General features: G+C 44.9%; 15 protein-coding genes, 1 tRNA gene and 1 pseudogene. 11 read left to right on the forward strand and 6 right to left on the reverse strand.

What is annotated here, in order from left to right:
- Nucleotides 1–13: 13 nt before the first annotated feature.
- The gene (locus XPG1_RS13555) at nucleotides 14–1,039 is read right to left on the reverse strand and encodes a CYTH domain-containing protein (protein ID WP_045959526.1); all 1,026 of its coding nucleotides are present in this window, start codon (nucleotides 1,037–1,039) and stop codon (nucleotides 14–16) included.
- A gap of 275 nt (nucleotides 1,040–1,314) precedes the next feature.
- Between XPG1_RS13555 and XPG1_RS13560 the strand changes: the two genes are divergently transcribed.
- Together XPG1_RS13560 and XPG1_RS13565 are read left to right on the forward strand one after the other, a co-directional pair.
- Complete coding sequence (locus tag XPG1_RS13560) at nucleotides 1,315–1,935, forward strand: TIGR04211 family SH3 domain-containing protein (protein WP_045959527.1); 621 nt, start codon at nucleotides 1,315–1,317, stop codon at nucleotides 1,933–1,935.
- A gap of 15 nt (nucleotides 1,936–1,950) precedes the next feature.
- Entirely contained in the window at nucleotides 1,951–3,108 is a 1,158-nt protein-coding gene (locus XPG1_RS13565) for a multifunctional CCA addition/repair protein (protein WP_045959528.1), read from the forward strand.
- A 79-nt stretch (nucleotides 3,109–3,187) separates the two neighbouring features.
- On the opposite strand, the gene folB is transcribed toward XPG1_RS13565, so the two are convergent.
- Nucleotides 3,188–3,541, reverse strand: a complete 354-nt coding sequence (gene folB, locus XPG1_RS13570) for a bifunctional dihydroneopterin aldolase/7,8-dihydroneopterin epimerase (protein ID WP_157879567.1) — start codon at nucleotides 3,539–3,541, stop codon at nucleotides 3,188–3,190.
- 111 nt (nucleotides 3,542–3,652) lie between these two features.
- On the opposite strand from folB, the gene plsY reads away from it, so the two are divergent.
- Both plsY and XPG1_RS13580 read left to right on the forward strand, forming a co-directional pair.
- Complete coding sequence (gene plsY, locus XPG1_RS13575; protein WP_045959530.1) at nucleotides 3,653–4,312, forward strand: glycerol-3-phosphate 1-O-acyltransferase PlsY; 660 nt, start codon at nucleotides 3,653–3,655, stop codon at nucleotides 4,310–4,312.
- A 189-nt stretch (nucleotides 4,313–4,501) separates the two neighbouring features.
- A complete protein-coding gene (locus XPG1_RS13580; protein WP_045959531.1) occupies nucleotides 4,502–5,542 on the forward strand; it encodes a zinc-dependent alcohol dehydrogenase family protein in 1,041 nt (346 codons plus the stop codon).
- Nucleotides 5,543–5,600: 58 nt separating this feature from the next.
- Here the strand turns inward: XPG1_RS13580 and tsaD are convergent, their stop codons facing one another.
- Nucleotides 5,601–6,647 carry a tRNA (adenosine(37)-N6)-threonylcarbamoyltransferase complex transferase subunit TsaD gene (tsaD, locus tag XPG1_RS13585; protein ID WP_045959532.1) on the reverse strand — a complete coding sequence of 349 codons (1,047 nt, stop codon included), beginning with the start codon at nucleotides 6,645–6,647 and terminating at the stop codon, nucleotides 5,601–5,603.
- 422 nt (nucleotides 6,648–7,069) lie between these two features.
- Here tsaD and rpsU point away from each other — a divergent pair, with 422 nt between their 5' ends.
- The 4 genes from rpsU (at nucleotide 7,070) to XPG1_RS13605 (ending at nucleotide 11,667) form a co-directional block, all read left to right on the forward strand.
- Nucleotides 7,070–7,285, forward strand: a complete 216-nt coding sequence (gene rpsU, locus XPG1_RS13590) for a 30S ribosomal protein S21 (protein WP_001144069.1) — start codon at nucleotides 7,070–7,072, stop codon at nucleotides 7,283–7,285.
- A 114-nt stretch (nucleotides 7,286–7,399) separates the two neighbouring features.
- Nucleotides 7,400–9,148, forward strand: coding sequence for a DNA primase (gene dnaG, locus XPG1_RS13595; RefSeq protein WP_045959533.1), 1,749 nt, complete (start codon nucleotides 7,400–7,402; stop codon nucleotides 9,146–9,148).
- A gap of 334 nt (nucleotides 9,149–9,482) precedes the next feature.
- The gene (rpoD, locus tag XPG1_RS13600; protein ID WP_045959534.1) at nucleotides 9,483–11,333 is read left to right on the forward strand and encodes an RNA polymerase sigma factor RpoD; all 1,851 of its coding nucleotides are present in this window, start codon (nucleotides 9,483–9,485) and stop codon (nucleotides 11,331–11,333) included.
- 258 nt (nucleotides 11,334–11,591) lie between these two features.
- A tRNA-Ile gene (locus tag XPG1_RS13605) sits at nucleotides 11,592–11,667 on the forward strand.
- Nucleotides 11,668–12,374: 707 nt separating this feature from the next.
- Here the strand turns inward: XPG1_RS13605 and XPG1_RS13610 are convergent.
- The 3 genes from XPG1_RS13610 to XPG1_RS17750 form a co-directional block, all read right to left on the reverse strand.
- Entirely contained in the window at nucleotides 12,375–12,791 is a 417-nt protein-coding gene (locus tag XPG1_RS13610) for a type II toxin-antitoxin system HicB family antitoxin (RefSeq protein ID WP_045959535.1), read from the reverse strand.
- A gap of 55 nt (nucleotides 12,792–12,846) precedes the next feature.
- Nucleotides 12,847–13,020, reverse strand: a complete 174-nt coding sequence (locus XPG1_RS13615; RefSeq protein ID WP_045959536.1) for a type II toxin-antitoxin system HicA family toxin — start codon at nucleotides 13,018–13,020, stop codon at nucleotides 12,847–12,849.
- Nucleotides 13,021–13,139: 119 nt separating this feature from the next.
- Nucleotides 13,140–13,451: a hypothetical protein gene (locus XPG1_RS17750; protein ID WP_231853024.1), complete on the reverse strand. Its 312-nt coding sequence runs from the start codon at nucleotides 13,449–13,451 to the stop codon at nucleotides 13,140–13,142.
- Nucleotides 13,452–13,564: 113 nt separating this feature from the next.
- Here XPG1_RS17750 and XPG1_RS13625 point away from each other — a divergent pair.
- The 3 genes and pseudogenes from XPG1_RS13625 to cysS form a co-directional block, all read left to right on the forward strand.
- Nucleotides 13,565–13,867 (forward strand): annotated as a pseudogene (locus tag XPG1_RS13625) (type II toxin-antitoxin system HicB family antitoxin); the annotation flags it as partial.
- Nucleotides 13,868–14,217: 350 nt separating this feature from the next.
- The gene (locus XPG1_RS13630) at nucleotides 14,218–15,315 is read left to right on the forward strand and encodes a glycosyltransferase family 9 protein (protein ID WP_071825386.1); all 1,098 of its coding nucleotides are present in this window, start codon (nucleotides 14,218–14,220) and stop codon (nucleotides 15,313–15,315) included.
- 252 nt (nucleotides 15,316–15,567) lie between these two features.
- Nucleotides 15,568–16,950: a cysteine--tRNA ligase gene (cysS, locus tag XPG1_RS13635; RefSeq protein WP_045960769.1), complete on the forward strand. Its 1,383-nt coding sequence runs from the start codon at nucleotides 15,568–15,570 to the stop codon at nucleotides 16,948–16,950.
- Nucleotides 16,951–17,069: the final 119 nt, after the last annotated feature.

Below are 17,069 nucleotides of genomic sequence, written 5' to 3' on the forward strand. Positions count from 1 at the left end.
GAGGGTTTCTTGGTTATTTTTTAAGGGTCATTAACCATTGCATTAACGCCAGCTTACATTGCAACCAGGCCGCGCTATAACACACGATTTCAGCGGATAAGGTTGCAGGCGATAAGGTTGCAGGCGATAAAACCGCTTTCAATTTCGCTAGCAAATCAGCGAATAAATCCAATCGGGGTAAATGTTCCGTCTGTTTTTCCGTTATTGTCGTCATCCACTGTAAGAGCTGAACCAATCCCACTTTTCCTTCTGGCAAACCGGCAAGCCATCCTTCCTCCTGCACTTGCCATTGCGCTAGAATTTCAGACAAAAGCACCGACAGGGGTTGCTGCCATTCCAACTCTTCCGGCAAACCTGGCAATGTCTGATGTGATACACCCTGTTTATTTGATAAATCATGAACAAGCGCATATCCCCGTGCCGCTTTACTTTTATTGATTAAACGCAGGCCACCTTGTGATGACAGTGCATTTGCCAGTGACAGAATATCGGTGATATTGCCGTTTTTCAGTTCCAGCTCAAATTCACAAATGGGGGACGTTGGGTTCTTTGCGGCTGGATTTTCGGCATTTTCAGACAGCGTAGTGCTAGGGAAAATCGTGCCCTGATCCAGCACCACTTCAATATCACTTTTTCCGTAAGTGATAAGCCATTTTTCACGGTTAAAGTCAGTGCTGAACAATGGACTTAATTGTGCTTGTAGACGGGCGAGATCGATATTTTCCGGCCAGATATAGTGGGGGAATTGCTTCAAATCCAATTCAGGGTGATGTAACGGAACGTTAAATTCGGGGCGCTGATGCAATCCACCAATGACCTGCCCGGCAGTTTTGATCGTCATCTCATAATGCCCATCAAAACCACGAATACGCAGCCCCATATCCCAACGCCGCAATTGATTCTCTGCTGTCTCAAAATAACTATTTGTCAGGTGTTGTGGTGAAGTGTAATCATGAGGAAACTGAAATAACTGCTGGCGGATCGCCGGTATCACATCAGGCTTCACGGACAGTTTCAATTCTATCTCTACAGAACGCATATTTTTTTATTCCTCTATGAATATTACAGCATTTTTTCTTAATCCTGCTCACACCTTTTCACAAAAGAAAAAGGCTGATAAAAAAGAAAAATAAACCACAATAGGGTGTTATCTCAACAAACATCCTATTCACCCCGCTAAAAAAGTCTGTATTCGGCCAGTTAATATCGCCCTTATTCTGGTTTACTGATTGCACACACAAACTTAACTCTTTACTATCCTTTGAGTAGTTTGAATCCCGATTGGTCCATACATAAAGAACGGTTGAGCACAGAATGCAAAAACTACATCGATTATTTATCCTCTTATTAGGTTTCACTCTTGCATTATCCGCCCATGCTGAAGAGAAACGCTATGTTTCCGATGAGCTATCCGCTTACATTCGTAGTGGTCCCAGTATTAAAAACCGTATCATTGGCTCCCTGAATGCGGGTGAAGAAGTCACTTTAATCAGTCCCAAAACTGATAATGGCTTTTTACAAATACAAGATCGAAAAGGACGCGCCAGCTGGATACTCGCCAGCGAACTCAGCACCATTCCAAGCCTGCGTGAACGACTTCCCGCCATGGAACAAGAGATCAATACGCTCACGGAAAAGCTGTCCACCATTGATGACAGATGGAATGAGCGTACTGTCGAGTTGCAAAACAAAGTGGCAACCAGCGATAAGACCATCCATGATCTGAAAGAAGAAAATAGCCAACTCCGAACCCAATTAACGGTAGCGGCGAAAAAGGTAGACGCTGCCGAAGTTCAACTCAACGAAAAGCAAAGGGAAATTATCTTGCAGTGGTTCGCTTATGGCGGTGGTGTTGCGGGAATTGGCTTGATTTTGGGCTTGCTGTTGCCATACATGATCCCTCGTCGTAAAAAGAAAGATCGCTGGATGAACTGATTTAAGGAAGTCAACGTGAAAGTTTATTTGGTTGGTGGCGCTGTTCGCGATCAATTATTGGGTCTGCCCGTCAACGAGCGGGACTGGGTTGTTGTTGGAAGCCGCCCTGAAGAACTGCTGTCCCAAGGGTATCAACAAGTCGGAAAAGATTTTCCCGTTTTCCTGCATCCTAAGAGCCATGAAGAGTATGCACTGGCGCGTACAGAAAGAAAATCGGGTCAGGGATATACCGGTTTTATCTGTTCTGCGGCTCCTGATGTGACACTGGAAGAAGATCTCCTCCGCCGTGATCTGACGATTAACGCCATTGCACAAACGCCCAAAGGAGAATTAATCGATCCTTATCATGGTGTTGATGATCTCAGAGATCGTACCCTGCGCCATGTTTCCACTGCCTTCTCAGAAGATCCATTACGCGTATTGCGATTGGCCCGCTTTGCCGCCCGCTTTGCCCATTTAGGCTTTTCGATTGCACCAGAGACACAAAGACTCATTGCAGACATGACCGCAAGTGGTGAATTGTCATCATTAACGCCGGAGCGTGTTTGGCGGGAAACGGAAAAGGCGCTCACCTCACCATCACCCCAAACTTATTTTCAGGTTCTACGTGATTGCGGGGCACTGGCTGTACTCTTTCCTGAAATTGATAACTTGTTCGGGATGCCTCTGCATGAACATGATGCGGGGCTTCATTCATTACACGTCTTACAAGTAGCGACCCAATTGAGCGAAGAAACCGATATTCGTTTCGCTTCCCTTTGTTGCCATGTCGAAATGACGTCCCTGAAACAGATGTGCCAACGATTACGCATACCGAATTCGGCACGCGATCTGGCAGTGATTGTGACGCAATATCACCATTGGGTACATAACATCGCGCAATTGTCAGCCGACTCCCTACTGACCTTGTTCAATACCGTGGATGCCTGGCGCAAGCCCCAACGTATTGAACACCTCATTACCTGTAGTGAAGCAGACTATCGTGGGTATGCGGGGGCAGAAACCGTCTCCTATCCACAAGGTAATGACTTGCGTGATCTGTTTGCCATTGCCAGTCAGGTCAGTGTCCAGGCTGTCATTGCCCGTGGATTTCAGGGCGCTGAAATTCGCACCGAGCTGGAACGTCAACGACACATTGCTATCACAGGTTGGCAGCAACAAGCAATTGATTAACTGAATCAATCAATGAAAGCGTCCCGCGCCATTAATCCAATTGGGACGCTTTTTTACGATCAGCCAAAAATCCTGCCCGTTAACCTGCGCTCCGTTCAATCACGACACCAACACTTTTTGCCTGTGTCACCGCACCTGGCTTACTGACTTTTACCCTGACCCAAGGAGAATGAAATTGGTTTAGCAAAATACTCGCCACCTCTTCAGCAACTCGCTCAACCAAAGCAAAACGTTGGTTTTCCACATGGTTAATGATTGTTTCACTGACCCTGGCATAATCCAGACAGTGCTCCACATGATCACTGGAAGCGGCAAGTTTATTGTCCCATCCCATTTCGATATCGAACACTAATTTCTGTTTAATCGTCTGTTCCCAGTCATAAACACCAATAGTGGTAATGACGGTTAATTCTTCAATAAATACGATATCCATCACGGCCTTTATTCCCCGTTTTTCCGTTCGTCAGATACCACTTCCGACGAAATGTGCGTATTATCCATTGTTAGGTTTAAGAAAACGACTCTTATTCATTGGAGATATCTTATGAGTGCAATCGCGCTTGGCATGATCGTCTTCGCGTATTTATGTGGCTCTATGTCCAGCGCGATAGTGATCAGTCGCTTAGCAGGACTTCCCGATCCACGCCAACATGGTTCCGGCAACCCAGGAGCAACGAATGTACTGCGTATCGGGGGAAAATGGGCTGCCCTGGCAGTACTGCTCTGCGATGTCCTGAAAGGGCTAATACCGGTTTGGCTGGCGTACAAGCTCAGTATTTCCCCATTTTACTTAGGCATTATCGCCATTACCGCCTGTCTGGGGCATATTTATCCTCTCTTCTTTCATTTCAAAGGCGGAAAAGGGGTCGCAACCGCTTTTGGTGCTATTGCTGCTATCGGTTGGGATTTGATGGGATTGGTCGCCGGCACATGGCTACTGACCGTGCTGTTAAGCGGCTATTCGTCATTAGGAGCTATCGTCAGTGCATTAATTGCACCTTTCTACGTCTGGTGGTTCAAGCCTGAGTTTACTTTTCCCGTCGCAATGCTGTCATGTCTGATACTCATGCGTCATCACGATAATATTCAACGCCTATGGCGAGGGCAGGAAAGCCGCATCTGGCAGAAACTGAAAAAGAAACAGGAAATGACAGATAAAGAGAAAATTCAAGCCGCCAAAGAGCAAGAAAAACAAGACGATTGAGGCGAATCGCCCTCTGACGAACGGAGGTGTTGCTGAGTTCCCTGTTTCCGCCAACCCGGGTTCCCCAATGGCAAATTTATTGCACAATCATGGCTCTTCAGGAAGAGATAAACTAAATTAAAGTCTACACGGAGGTTTCATATTTTGAGTTATTCCCATTATTTCAATTTATCACCCGTGGAGGAGTCTATGAAAGCACTTGTTTATCACGGCGCAGGCAAAAAACGCTGGGAAGAAAAAGCACCACCTCAACTGATTGAGCCAACCGATGCGATTGTTCGTATCGTCAAAACGACGATTTGCGGAACCGATCTGCATATTCTCAAAGGTGATGTTCCAACTGTAGACGAAGGTCGGATCTTGGGTCATGAGGGGATTGGGATTGTTGAAGCCGTCGGGGGATCTGTCCGTCATATCAACGTCGGTGATAAAGTCATTATCTCCTGTATTACCGTCTGTGGTAGTTGTCATTATTGCAAACGTCAGCTTTATTCACACTGTGAAGATGGCGGTTGGATACTCGGGCATAAAATCGATGGTACTCAGGCCGAGCAAGTGCGCATCCCCTATGCCGATAACAGCCTACACCCACTGCCCGCAGATGTAGACGAAGAAGCCGCATTAATGTTGAGTGATATCTTGCCAACAGGGCTTGAAATCGGGGTTATCAATGGCAAAGTACAACCCGGTCATATTATCGCTCTGGTCGGCGCAGGGCCGGTTGGCCTTTCTACGCTACTGGCATCACAATTCTACTCACCGGCACATATCATCATGATTGATACCGATGATAACCGCCTTCATGTCGCCCAACAGCTTGGCGCAGACACCATTATCAACCCGACACGTCAAAATGTGGTGGACGTGATCCAGAAACTGACAAACGGTATTGGCGTAGACGTCGCAATGGAGTGTGTCGGTATCCCCGCCACATTCAAGGTATGTCAGGATATCATCGCCGCAGGCGGCTACATCGCTAACATCGGGGTTCACGGAAAAGCGGTTGAATTACATCTCGAAGAACTTTGGATCAAAAATATCACCATCACAACCGGATTAGTCAATACCAGCAGCACACCGATGCTGCTAAAAAGTGTCCAGTCAGGCAAAATTTCGCCTGAAAAACTGGTGACTCACCGCTATCCATTGAGTCAAATTGAAACCGCCTATGACGTCTTTAGTCACGCCGCACAGGAAAAAGCCCTGAAAATTGTGTTAACGGCAGAGTAAATGTAAAAATAATGGCAGGAAGGCAGTATTTAAATGCGCCTTCCTGTTAAAATAGCGGTTACTCTTGTTGTGGTTTTAATGCAGGCAGATCCGCCAGCGGCCAACGTGCTTTCACCGTGACGCCCAATTCTCCGGCTTCCCCTCCTTGCAAACGGATCATACCCGCCAGCGCGATCATTGCCCCATTGTCAGTACAGAATTCGGGACGGGCATAGAAAACTTCACCGCCCAATTTTTCCATCACGTCCTGCATTTTGGTACGCAATGTTCGATTTGCGCTCACGCCACCGGCCATGACCAGACGTTTGAATCCCGTCTGTTCCAAAGCACGTTTACACTTAATCGCCAAGGTATCCACAACCGCATCTTCAAAAGCACGAGCAATATCCGCTTTGATTTGCGCCTCTTCAGCCACATCCTGGCCATGAAGATGATGACGGATCGTATTGGCGGCGAATGTTTTCAGACCAGAGAAGCTGAAATCCAGCCCGGGACGATCTGTCATCGGCCGTGGGAAGACAAAGCGTCCAGCCTTACCTTGCTGTGCCATACAGGAAAGCACCGGCCCCCCGGGGTAATCCAGACCAAGCAGTTTTGCTGTTTTATCAAAAGCCTCACCTGCTGCATCGTCAATAGATTCACCTAACAGTGTGTATTCACCAATACCTGTCACGCTAATCAGTTGGGTATGACCGCCTGAAACCAGTAAGGCAACAAAAGGAAACTCAGGGCTGTTTTCTTCCAGCATCGGTGCCAGCAAATGGCCTTCCATATGATGCACGGGAATCGCAGGAACATCCCACGCAAATGCCAACGAACGCCCGATAGTTGCACCAACCAGTAACGCTCCGACCAATCCCGGCCCCGCAGTGTAAGCAACCGCATCAATATCATGACTTGTCAGACCGGCTTCCTTTAAAGCCGCCTGAATCAAAGGAACCGTTTTACGAATGTGGTCACGGGATGCCAGTTCAGGCACAACACCGCCATAATCAGCATGTAATTTGACCTGGCTATACAATTGGTTGGCTAGCAGACCGGTTTTGTCATCATAAATTGCGATTCCGGTTTCATCGCAAGACGTTTCTATACCTAAAACTCGCATTGCACTCTTTGTCTCGTCTTGTCTCGTCGTTTTGCGTCTTGTTATTTAATCTCGATGCACATTCGTATTCCTTTCAACGGGCGTCAGTGTAACATTATCTGTTTGTAACACTATCTATTTATGCCCCCCTATTATGCCCCTAAATCCCTATCAATATTCACGCCATTCAGTCTATTACATGCTGGCTATTTTTTCTGTTTAGTCTATAATCAATCCCCTACTTGAATATCCTGTGTGGTTAACGTTAATAACGCTGACATCAGATTGTTTTTATCACTCTGTAACCCGTGGCGTTATCGGTTTCAATTTTCCTCGGCACTTTACAAAGCCGTGTTCATTGAAGTAAAATTCCGCACCATTTTAAAGACGGCTGGCACTATCACGCCAGCGAAAAACCCGATTTCTATTGAGGTGAGAGGCACATGCCAGTAATTAAAGTACGTGAAAACGAGCCATTTGACGTCGCACTGCGTCGCTTCAAGCGTTCTTGCGAGAAAGCAGGCGTATTAGCAGAAGTTCGTCGTCGCGAATTCTATGAAAAACCAACGACTGAACGCAAACGTGCTAAAGCTTCTGCTGTTAAGCGTCATGCTAAGAAGCTCGCTCGTGAAAACGCACGCCGCACTCGTTTGTACTAATCTTTGCGGTCAATCCGCTTAGTGGTTGTAATAACAAACTACTGCTGTTAAAGGCCGTGCTTTCCCAGAGGAAGCGCGGCTTATTCTCGTTCATCAACAGGCGTAAAAGGGCTTATGGCTGGACGAATTCCACGCATATTTATCAATGACTTATTAGCAAGAACCGATATCATTGATTTGATCGATGTTAGGGTACCTCTAAAAAAGAAAGGTAAAAATCATCAAGCGTGCTGTCCTTTTCATAACGAAAAAACCCCTTCATTTACGGTTAATGGTGATAAGCAGTTTTACCATTGCTTCGGTTGCGGTGCACATGGTAATGCCATTGATTTTTTGATGAATTATGACAGGCTGGATTTTGTTGAATCCATCGAAGAACTGGCTGCAATGCATGGGCTGGATATCCCCTATGAAGCAGGCTCTGGCGGCGGTCACATCGAACGTCACCAAAGGCAAAATCTTTACCAGCTAATGGAGAAGCTTAACAGCTTCTATCAGCATTCACTGAATGCGCCCGATGCTCAGTCAGCCCGACAATACCTGACTCAACGCGGGCTCAGTGAGGCCATTATTCAACGTTTCGCTATTGGTTTTGCCCCTGCGGGCTGGAATAACGTTCTAAAAAAATTTGCCCATAATCAGGACGATCAGAAACAGCTCAATGATGCCGGCATGCTGGTCACTAATGACAATGGCCGCATCTATGATCGTTTCCGTGAACGTGTGATGTTCCCTATTCGTGATCGTCGTGGTCGCGTGATTGCATTCGGCGGCAGGGTGCTAGGCGATGCGCTGCCCAAATACCTGAACTCGCCGGAAACAGACATTTTTCATAAAGGCCGCCAGTTATATGGCCTTTATGAAGCCCAGCAGAGCCACAGTACGCTGACCCGGTTATTGGTGGTTGAAGGTTATATGGATGTTATTGCACTGGCTCAGTACGGCATTGATTATGCTGTGGCTTCGCTAGGAACATCCACGACAGCCGAACACGTTCAGTTACTTTTCAGAACAACCGATACTATCATCTGTTGCTATGATGGTGACCGAGCCGGCCGTGATGCCGCGTGGCGCACGCTAGAAACAGCATTGCCTTACCTGAATGATGGCCGACAATTGCGTTTTATGTTCTTGCCTGATGGCGAAGATCCGGATTCACTGATTCGAAAAGAAGGACGGGCAGTATTCGAGCAAAGAACAGAAAAGGCATTGACCTTATCTGCATTCTTATTTGAATCACTCCTGCCACAAGTGGATTTAAGTACCCCTGAAGGAGCGACTAAACTCAGTTCGCTAGCCATGCCGCTGCTCAGTCAAATCCCGGGGGAAGCATTGCGGCTTTACCTGCTTAAAGAGCTTGGAAACCTGTTAGGTTCTCCTGATACAACACAATTGGAACGATTTCTGGCAAAACTTGTCAAAAAAGATACCAATACTTATCAGGCGCTAAAACTAAAGCCCACAACAATGCGCATTCTTATTGCATTGCTGGTGCAAAATCCGCATTTAGCGACATTAGTTCCCCCACTACAGGGAATGTTTCCGACTCAGATAGCAGGGTTGCCATTATTCACAGAGCTTGTCGATACATGCCTTGCCCAACCCGGATTAACCACCGGGCAACTGTTAGAGCAATATCGCGATAATAAATATGCTAAACAGCTTGAAAAGCTCGCTGCATGGGACGATATACAACTTGAAGAAATTGCTGAAAAAACTTTCAGCGATGCGCTGAACCATCTTTTCGCGTCAGCACTTGATGAGCGTTTTAACTTTCTGATTGCTAAAGAAAGAACGGAAGGTTTGACGCCCGAAGAGCGCGAAGAAGTCAGGTTAATTACGCTATCTGGTGCAGGAAAATAAGAATCTGTCTCAACGAGACTATATGACTCAGCTGAATGACCCAATGGTTTAATTACATAATGGTTTAATTACACAATAGGTTTATATCCGTCATGTCATTTGATGAAAATATCGCTGATAAAAATATAGCTTGGTGAAACAGGTTCTAAACCAACACCTAAAATCATGACACAGAATTCACGGCTTAAATGCCGCATTAAGTAGGGTAAATAGTCCTACAATTGCCGCCACAGAGGGCAGCGGCAATGTAATGAAAACGCCCCAAATGTTATCGTTGGCATATTTGTTTCGCCGACCGACACCAACCAATACTCTGAAGTGTGGATACCGTCTTATGGAGCAAAACCCGCAGTCACAGCTAAAGCTACTTGTCACCCGAGGTAAGGAGCAAGGCTATCTGACCTATGCTGAGGTCAATGACCATCTGCCGGAAGATATCGTCGATTCTGATCAGATAGAAGATATCATCCAAATGATCAATGACATGGGCATCCAGGTAATGGAAGAAGCACCTGATGCTGATGATCTCATATTGGCAGAAAACACAAACGATACAGATGAAGACGCAGCGGAAGCAGCCGCGCAAGTGTTATCCAGTGTCGAGTCAGAAATCGGTCGTACCACTGATCCGGTTCGCATGTACATGCGTGAAATGGGTACGGTTGAGCTTTTGACTCGTGAAGGTGAGATTGACATTGCAAAGCGCATTGAAGATGGCATCAACCAAGTTCAGTGCTCCGTTGCTGAATACCCTGAAGCGATTACTTACTTGCTGGAACAGTACGACCGCGTTGAATCCGGCGAAAGTCGTCTGTCCGATTTGATCACGGGTTTCGTTGATCCTAATGCAGAAGAAGATATTGCACCGACAGCGACTCACATTGGCTCAGAACTTTCTCAGGAAGAGTTAGACAATGAAGATGACGATGAGGATGACGAAGAGAGTGATGATGCTGACAGCGAAGATGATAACAGCATCGATCCGGAATTAGCGCGTCAGAAATTCCAAGAATTGCGTGAGCAATATGAGCAGACTCGTCAAGCAATCAAGGCTCATGGCCGCAGTCATCCTAATACCGCAGCAGAAATATTGACTTTATCTGAAGTTTTCAAACAGTTTCGCCTCGTACCAAAACAGTTTGATCATCTGGTCAACAACATGCGTTCCATGATGGATCGTGTACGTCTTCAAGAACGTCAGATCATGAAGATGTGTGTTGAGCAGTGCAAAATGCCGAAGAAAAACTTCATTACGCTGTTCTCTGGCAATGAAACGACTGACACATGGTTCACGGCTGCAAAAGCAATGAACAAGCCATGGTCTGATAAATTGCTGGAAGTCGAAGAAGAAGTAATGCGTGGCTTACAAAAGTTACGCCAGATCGAAGAAGAAACTGGCCTGACGATTGAACAGGTCAAAGATATCAACCGCCGCATGTCAATCGGTGAAGCGAAAGCCCGCCGTGCGAAGAAAGAGATGGTTGAGGCCAACTTGCGTCTGGTGATTTCGATTGCGAAGAAATATACCAACCGTGGCCTGCAATTCCTCGATTTGATTCAGGAAGGGAATATTGGCCTGATGAAAGCGGTTGATAAATTTGAATACCGTCGCGGTTACAAATTTTCAACTTACGCGACATGGTGGATCCGTCAGGCTATCACGCGTTCTATCGCAGATCAGGCGCGTACCATCCGCATCCCGGTACATATGATTGAAACCATCAACAAACTCAATCGTATTTCCCGTCAGATGTTGCAGGAAAAAGGTCGTGAGCCTTCGCCGGAAGAACTGGCAGAGCGTATGATGATGCCTGAGGACAAGATCCGCAAGGTACTGAAAATTGCTAAAGAACCTATCTCCATGGAAACCCCGGTGGGTGATGATGAAGATTCACATTTAGGCGATTTCATCGAGGATACTACCCTCGAATTACCGCTGGATTCTGCAACCTCAGAAAGCCTGCGTTCCGCAACGCACGATGTCCTGGCAGGTTTGACGGCGCGTGAAGCTAAAGTTCTGCGTATGCGTTTTGGTATTGATATGAATACTGACCATACTCTGGAAGAAGTGGGTAAACAATTTGATGTAACGCGCGAGCGTATTCGTCAGATCGAAGCCAAAGCACTACGTAAACTGCGTCATCCGAGCCGCTCCGAAGTACTGCGCAGCTTCCTTGATGATTGATCAACGAATTGACGGGTAAATCTGAAAGCGTCTGTTCCGGCAGACGCTTTTTCATTTCTGTATCTTCACGACGGTACGCATAAGCAATCAGAAATATGACTGCTAGAAGCCATATTCATCCCTAAAAAAGCCTTTCGTCTTACTTCCAATAGGCGGTAATCCGTTAAAAAATACTGATTATTGTATATAAAACACGCATATGAATTTTGGGGACTAGACCTAAGACCAAACTGTACCGTATAATCATCCCACTTCAATGGCCCCTTAGCTCAGTGGTTAGAGCAGGCGACTCATAATCGCTTGGTCGCTGGTTCAAGTCCAGCAGGGGCCACCAAATTTTCGCTGTTAAATCAGTACATTAAGCCACTTTCTAACAAGTGGCTTTTTTGTTTTTGTAGGTTAGTGTCCCCTTTTTGTCCCCTGAGAAAAATTTAGTGTCCCTTCAGCATTCCGATTCACACATAATGGAGAGCATTTTTTAACCAAATAAACTAAATAGAAAAAATTTTTGCAGCCACTAAAAATATATTAACTCTGATTCACTTGATTTCAGTTTTTCTTCTACCACAAAGCCGCGCCGTTCCTGTATTTTAAAATTTCCTTTGTCCTTTCTTCGTGATCTTATTTCTCACGTGAAATAGAAATTTTTCTTTAATATCAATACACTGATATTTTCCCCGCGATCCGATCTAGATCCAAAAACTGTAATTCCCTGAAAATCTTTTCACACCTTTCATTTTACCGTTTTTCCCACACTGCCAGTGTTGGCGCGGTCTGGAAGTTCGTCTTGTAGGATTTTAAAACTGAAATAATTTTGAGATCCAAATTGTGCAGGCGGGTGCGGAGTAGTGCGTTTTACGTCAAGTTTACGTTTATTTCGTGGGGATTGTGCGGCGTGAGCGCAACGCAGGGACGCGATCCAAATTAATCGCAGAGGGACAGTAGATTTATGAGTGAATGGCACTGTGTACGTCTGATTGCGCTTTGGTGAGAAAATAAAAAAGGCCACGGTTTAACGCGGCCCCTTAATGGCGATCTTCGTTACTCAATAGACAAAGTTAATTGATGGCCGATCGCCGTCGCGACCTTACCTACCGTATCAATCTTGGTTGAATGCCGTAAGTCAAAGATGCGTGTCACTTCCTGCTTTTTCACCCCCATACGGCTGGCTAGCTCAGTTTGCGTTAACTTAGAATCAACAAACGCATTGAGCATCAGTACTTTAGAGGCCACGCTTAAAGGCACATCGACATAATCATCATCACGCCCTACGGAGCGAGGAAGCGGGATTTTCTCATTGTCTTCGAAATAAAATTCAAATGACGTGATTAACGCATCAAGTGCCATCTCCAGCGCTTCTTCCCGTGTCTCCCCTTGCGTTAAGGCTTCGGGGATATCTGGGAACGAGACAAAATAACCGCCCTCTTCTACTGGCTCTAGTGTGACTGGATATCGCATAGTATCTCATGGTGAAGTATGTGCGAGAACCAGCCCCTTGCGAGGCTGGTTTTTATCACAATCCTAATTGCTTAATGATTGCTTTCCTCAGTGGCTCTTTTAGCTCTTGGCTGGGGTGCCTTGGCATGATGCTTCGTTTCCCCTGATATTTCAGTTTCAGATGGTTTGTCCCGTTTGAAACTTCGACACCTTGAGCTTCCAGCCACCGTCTAAACTCGCTTTGCTTCACCACTCCTCCATTCTGTTGAACATGGGATTATAGTAAACATTAATGCTTACTATGTCAACTTTTTTGTTTACATAAAAGATAACAGACAAAAATAAACCCCGCCGAAGCGAGGTCGACGTTTAGCCAATCACCGGCGAATACTTCCGTTTCAGCCCATCCGATTTATACGCCGTATTGCGTATCGCGCTGGCGTTCTCCGGGGGACTGGTATTGTGATGCGTATGCGCGGCGGTCAGTTCTGCCAATTCCTTGACCACATCAAGAGTGTCTATCATCAGCTGAGCAACGTTGATTTGTTGGCTACCTATCCAAACAACGGGTGCTATGATTTGTTGCTGTTCGCCTGCGATACTTTGCTTTATCTGTCCAACTTTCTCTATTAGCTTTTGACCTATTTCTACCGTGGCATTTTTCCCAACATCAATAGTCATATTTTTTTCAATACTTGCGATATAGTTTGATGATGTGGCGATTGAATAATCACCCTCGGATAATTGCTGTATTGCACCCGCTAATAATTTTCTGGTTCCTAGAAGAATCTATCCGTGATGCTGAAAGCGCTTTCGAGCAGCACATGGAAGTTTTGACTGAGCAAGGTGGGTACGTCCCTGCACCGAAAGACCCATCAGATTATATCAACGATTCTCGCTTGTCTGAAGATGGTGGGGTTATTGCACTCATTGAGTTAGATCCCGCGAAATATGAATCAAAGGCAGTCAAATTCAACTTGACCATGCCCGGTAATCTATTAACCGCGATAGATCGCTACATTAAGGAAAACGGTCACTATAAAAACCGTTCTGCTTTTCTCGCTGAATTAGCCAGAAAAGAAATTTCTCACCCTTAATATATATTAGGGCAGGAAACTGCCCTAACGCCAAAATGAGCCAATCACTGTAATGATGTGATCCCTTTACTAACTGACAATATAAGCACCAGAAAAAACACTAATTAGAAGGCTCATTGTTGATTACAAAAATAAAACCCAATATTGACTATACAGATAAGTGACTAAAGTTATCTAAAAATCATTAAAGAAAATGGTAGTTAAATTAGTCTGTTGAACTATATTTCCTCATAAATGAGACAAGATAATCTTATTTTACATCCCATAAGGGAGAAAGTATGAATGAAAATGGCCGAGTAAAAACCTTAGAACAACCACCACCTGATCAAACCAACTTGGAACTGAATTAAATGAAAAGATTTAGGATTCTTATCATCAGAATAGATTTTCTTGGTGATATGATATGCACTACACCATTAATTCAAGCGATCAAAAATAAATGGCCCGATTCTGAAATTCATGTTTTAGCCAATAAATATAATTCTCCTATATTAGAAAACAACCCTCATATATCCTGTGTTCATACCTATGTTTACAGTAAACAATGTGAACGTAATATTGAACCCGGCAAACTTAATGCATTCATTAAACGAATCGCTTTAATATTTCGCTTGAGAAGTTTAAAGTTTGATTTAGGTATTATTCCGAATGGTGGCGTAAATAAAAATAGCATTCAGTTTATCCGTCATCTCAATATTCCTGATGCGCGATGGCATACCCATGCAACCGAATTTGATGATCGCAATAATGACCATGTTTCAAATAGACCTATTATTCATGAATGTTTATCAGGATTTAAATTACTTCCTGAAATAAATTTACCTAAAACTGATGTATTAAAATTGACTGTCTACCCTAACCATGACTTACGAGAGGAATGGTTAAAGAAAATAAATTCCAATAAACTGAAAATAGGATTGTTTGTATCTAATAAATCAGTTGAACGAAAATGGGATCTTTCAAAATGGTTAAATCTTATCAAAAGTATGAATAGTCAGGCTGATTTTTTCATTTTTTATGATCCTACTGATAAGATCAACAGTAAATATTTTTCCGGCTTATCCGCAACGCTTGTCAATACAAAAAGCGTTCAGCACATGATCGCAGCAACGAGTTGTATGGAGCTTATCGTTTCGGCTGATAGTGCTCCTGTTCATTTAAGTTCTGCGTTAAATATTCCTGTTGTTGCTTTATTTGAAAATCGCCCTGAAAAATACCTTCGCTGGCATCCTATCGGCGTTGAATATAAGCTATTAAAGAATAAAAAAATCGTGAATGATATTGAGGTCAGTGCTGTCATTGATGCCGTTAACTTTTTTTTAGGGCGAAGGCGCGATTTTTTTGGATACGCCGCTTGTGGCAAACCACTTTTTGGTGGTATTCAAACTCTTGTTCTCCCAACTTCATTGTCAAACGCCGACGAAACCAGTCCCTCAAAGTATCAGTAATAGGGAGTTCGAGTAGATCGCCATTTTTGGCGTGAGATTTTTCGGTTAGAGACCACAGCCTCCTCCATCCATCACTACAGTATCATGAACGAGGCAACTTACGGTACTTGCAAAGCATTGCATATCAAGGTGAAATACCCCATCTGGCTTCTCTATATCTTGTTTATTTATATTGCTGATAAAGAAGCCTATAATCAACTGAACCATTTAACGTTATTACACGTACATCAATTTTCACGGAAACGCCCACTGATGCTAAAAATTTTCAATACTCTCAGTCGTCAAAAAGAAGAATTTAAGCCGATAAATGAAGGAAAAGTGGGGATGTACGTGTGTGGCATTACCATTTATGACCTGTGCCATATTGGTCATGGCAGAACCTTCGTTGCATTTGATGTCATTGCGCGTTACCTGCGTTATCTGGGGTACGATTTGACGTATGTTCGGAACATCACTGACGTGGATGACAAAATTATCAAACGTGCAACCGAAAATAATGAAAGCTGTGATGATTTGACCACACGCATGTTGGCGGAAATGCACCGCGACTTTGATGCACTGAATATCCTGCGCCCAGATTTAGAACCCCGTGCGACAAAACATATCTCAGAGATTATTGCAATTACAGAAGCACTGATTAAGCGCGAACACGCTTATGTTGCTGCAAATGGCGATGTCATGTTCTCCATCGATACAAATCCGGATTATGGCCTGCTTTCTCGCCAGGATTTGGCACAATTGCAAGCGGGTGCCCGTGTTGAAGTGGCTGATGTCAAACGTAATCCAATGGACTTCGTGTTATGGAAAATGTCCAAGCCGGGCGAACCTTGCTGGGAATCGCCATGGGGAGCGGGGCGTCCTGGCTGGCACATTGAATGTTCTGCCATGAACAGCAAAACGCTAGGTCACCATTTTGATATTCACGGTGGTGGCTCTGATTTGATGTTCCCGCACCACGAAAATGAGATTGCTCAATCAACTTGTGCCCATGATGGCCCTTACGTCAATTACTGGATGCATTCCGGCATGGTCATGGTCGACAAAGAGAAGATGTCCAAGTCATTGAACAACTTCTTCACTATTCGCGATGTACTGGACTATTACGATGCTGAAACGGTGCGTTATTTCTTGCTATCTGGTCACTATCGCAGCCAATTGAATTACACAGAAGAAAACCTGAAACAGGCACGTACTTCCCTTGAGCGTCTGTATACTGCTCTGCGTGGCACAGATAAATCCGTTCAACCTGCCGGTGGCGAAGCGTTTGAAGCACGTTTTGCTGAAGCCATGAACGATGATTTCAACACACCAGAAGCCTATTCCGTATTGTTTGATATGGCGCGTGAGATTAACCGTCTGAAGACAGAAGATATCGCAGCGGCTAACAGTCTGGCTGCTGAGTTGCGTAAACTGGCAGGCATTCTTGGCCTGTTAGAACAAGAACCAGAACACTTTTTGCAGGGCAGCGCACAGGCTGATGATGATGTAGCCCAAATCGAAGCGTTAATTAAACAACGTAATGAGGCGCGTAAAGATAGAGCATGGGCCTTGGCCGATGCAGCGCGTGATCAGTTAAATGAAATGGGTATTGAACTGGAAGATGGCCCGCAAGGCACAACATGGCGCCGCAAGTAATTCGATTTCTGATTTATTGAGCCAGAACCGCCCCTTGAAATGGGCGGTTTAGTTTTTTATCGCCTTTACGCTTTTACAGCGATATTTTTAGCCATAATACTGAGGCTGTGTTGTACACA

The sequence above is a fragment of the Xenorhabdus poinarii G6 genome (genome assembly GCF_000968175.1).
GTDB classification, from domain to species: domain Bacteria; phylum Pseudomonadota; class Gammaproteobacteria; order Enterobacterales; family Enterobacteriaceae; genus Xenorhabdus; species Xenorhabdus poinarii.

What these genes read in the sequence shown, in the direction of transcription:
- XPG1_RS13555 (WP_045959526.1), bottom strand. Translation starts at nt 1,039, where the DNA reads ATGCGTTCTGTAGAGATAGAATTGAAACTGTCCGTGAAGCCTGATGTG.
- XPG1_RS13560 (WP_045959527.1), top strand. Translation starts at nt 1,315, where the DNA reads ATGCAAAAACTACATCGATTATTTATCCTCTTATTAGGTTTCACTCTT.
- folB (WP_157879567.1), bottom strand. Translation starts at nt 3,541, where the DNA reads ATGGATATCGTATTTATTGAAGAATTAACCGTCATTACCACTATTGGT.
- plsY (WP_045959530.1), top strand. Translation starts at nt 3,653, where the DNA reads ATGAGTGCAATCGCGCTTGGCATGATCGTCTTCGCGTATTTATGTGGC.
- XPG1_RS13580 (WP_045959531.1), top strand. Translation starts at nt 4,502, where the DNA reads ATGAAAGCACTTGTTTATCACGGCGCAGGCAAAAAACGCTGGGAAGAA.
- tsaD (WP_045959532.1), bottom strand. Translation starts at nt 6,647, where the DNA reads ATGCGAGTTTTAGGTATAGAAACGTCTTGCGATGAAACCGGAATCGCA.
- rpsU (WP_001144069.1), top strand. Translation starts at nt 7,070, where the DNA reads ATGCCAGTAATTAAAGTACGTGAAAACGAGCCATTTGACGTCGCACTG.
- dnaG (WP_045959533.1), top strand. Translation starts at nt 7,400, where the DNA reads ATGGCTGGACGAATTCCACGCATATTTATCAATGACTTATTAGCAAGA.
- rpoD (WP_045959534.1), top strand. Translation starts at nt 9,483, where the DNA reads ATGGAGCAAAACCCGCAGTCACAGCTAAAGCTACTTGTCACCCGAGGT.
- XPG1_RS13610 (WP_045959535.1), bottom strand. Translation starts at nt 12,791, where the DNA reads ATGCGATATCCAGTCACACTAGAGCCAGTAGAAGAGGGCGGTTATTTT.
- XPG1_RS17750 (WP_231853024.1), bottom strand. Translation starts at nt 13,451, where the DNA reads ATGACTATTGATGTTGGGAAAAATGCCACGGTAGAAATAGGTCAAAAG.
- XPG1_RS13630 (WP_071825386.1), top strand. Translation starts at nt 14,218, where the DNA reads ATGAAAAGATTTAGGATTCTTATCATCAGAATAGATTTTCTTGGTGAT.
- cysS (WP_045960769.1), top strand. Translation starts at nt 15,568, where the DNA reads ATGCTAAAAATTTTCAATACTCTCAGTCGTCAAAAAGAAGAATTTAAG.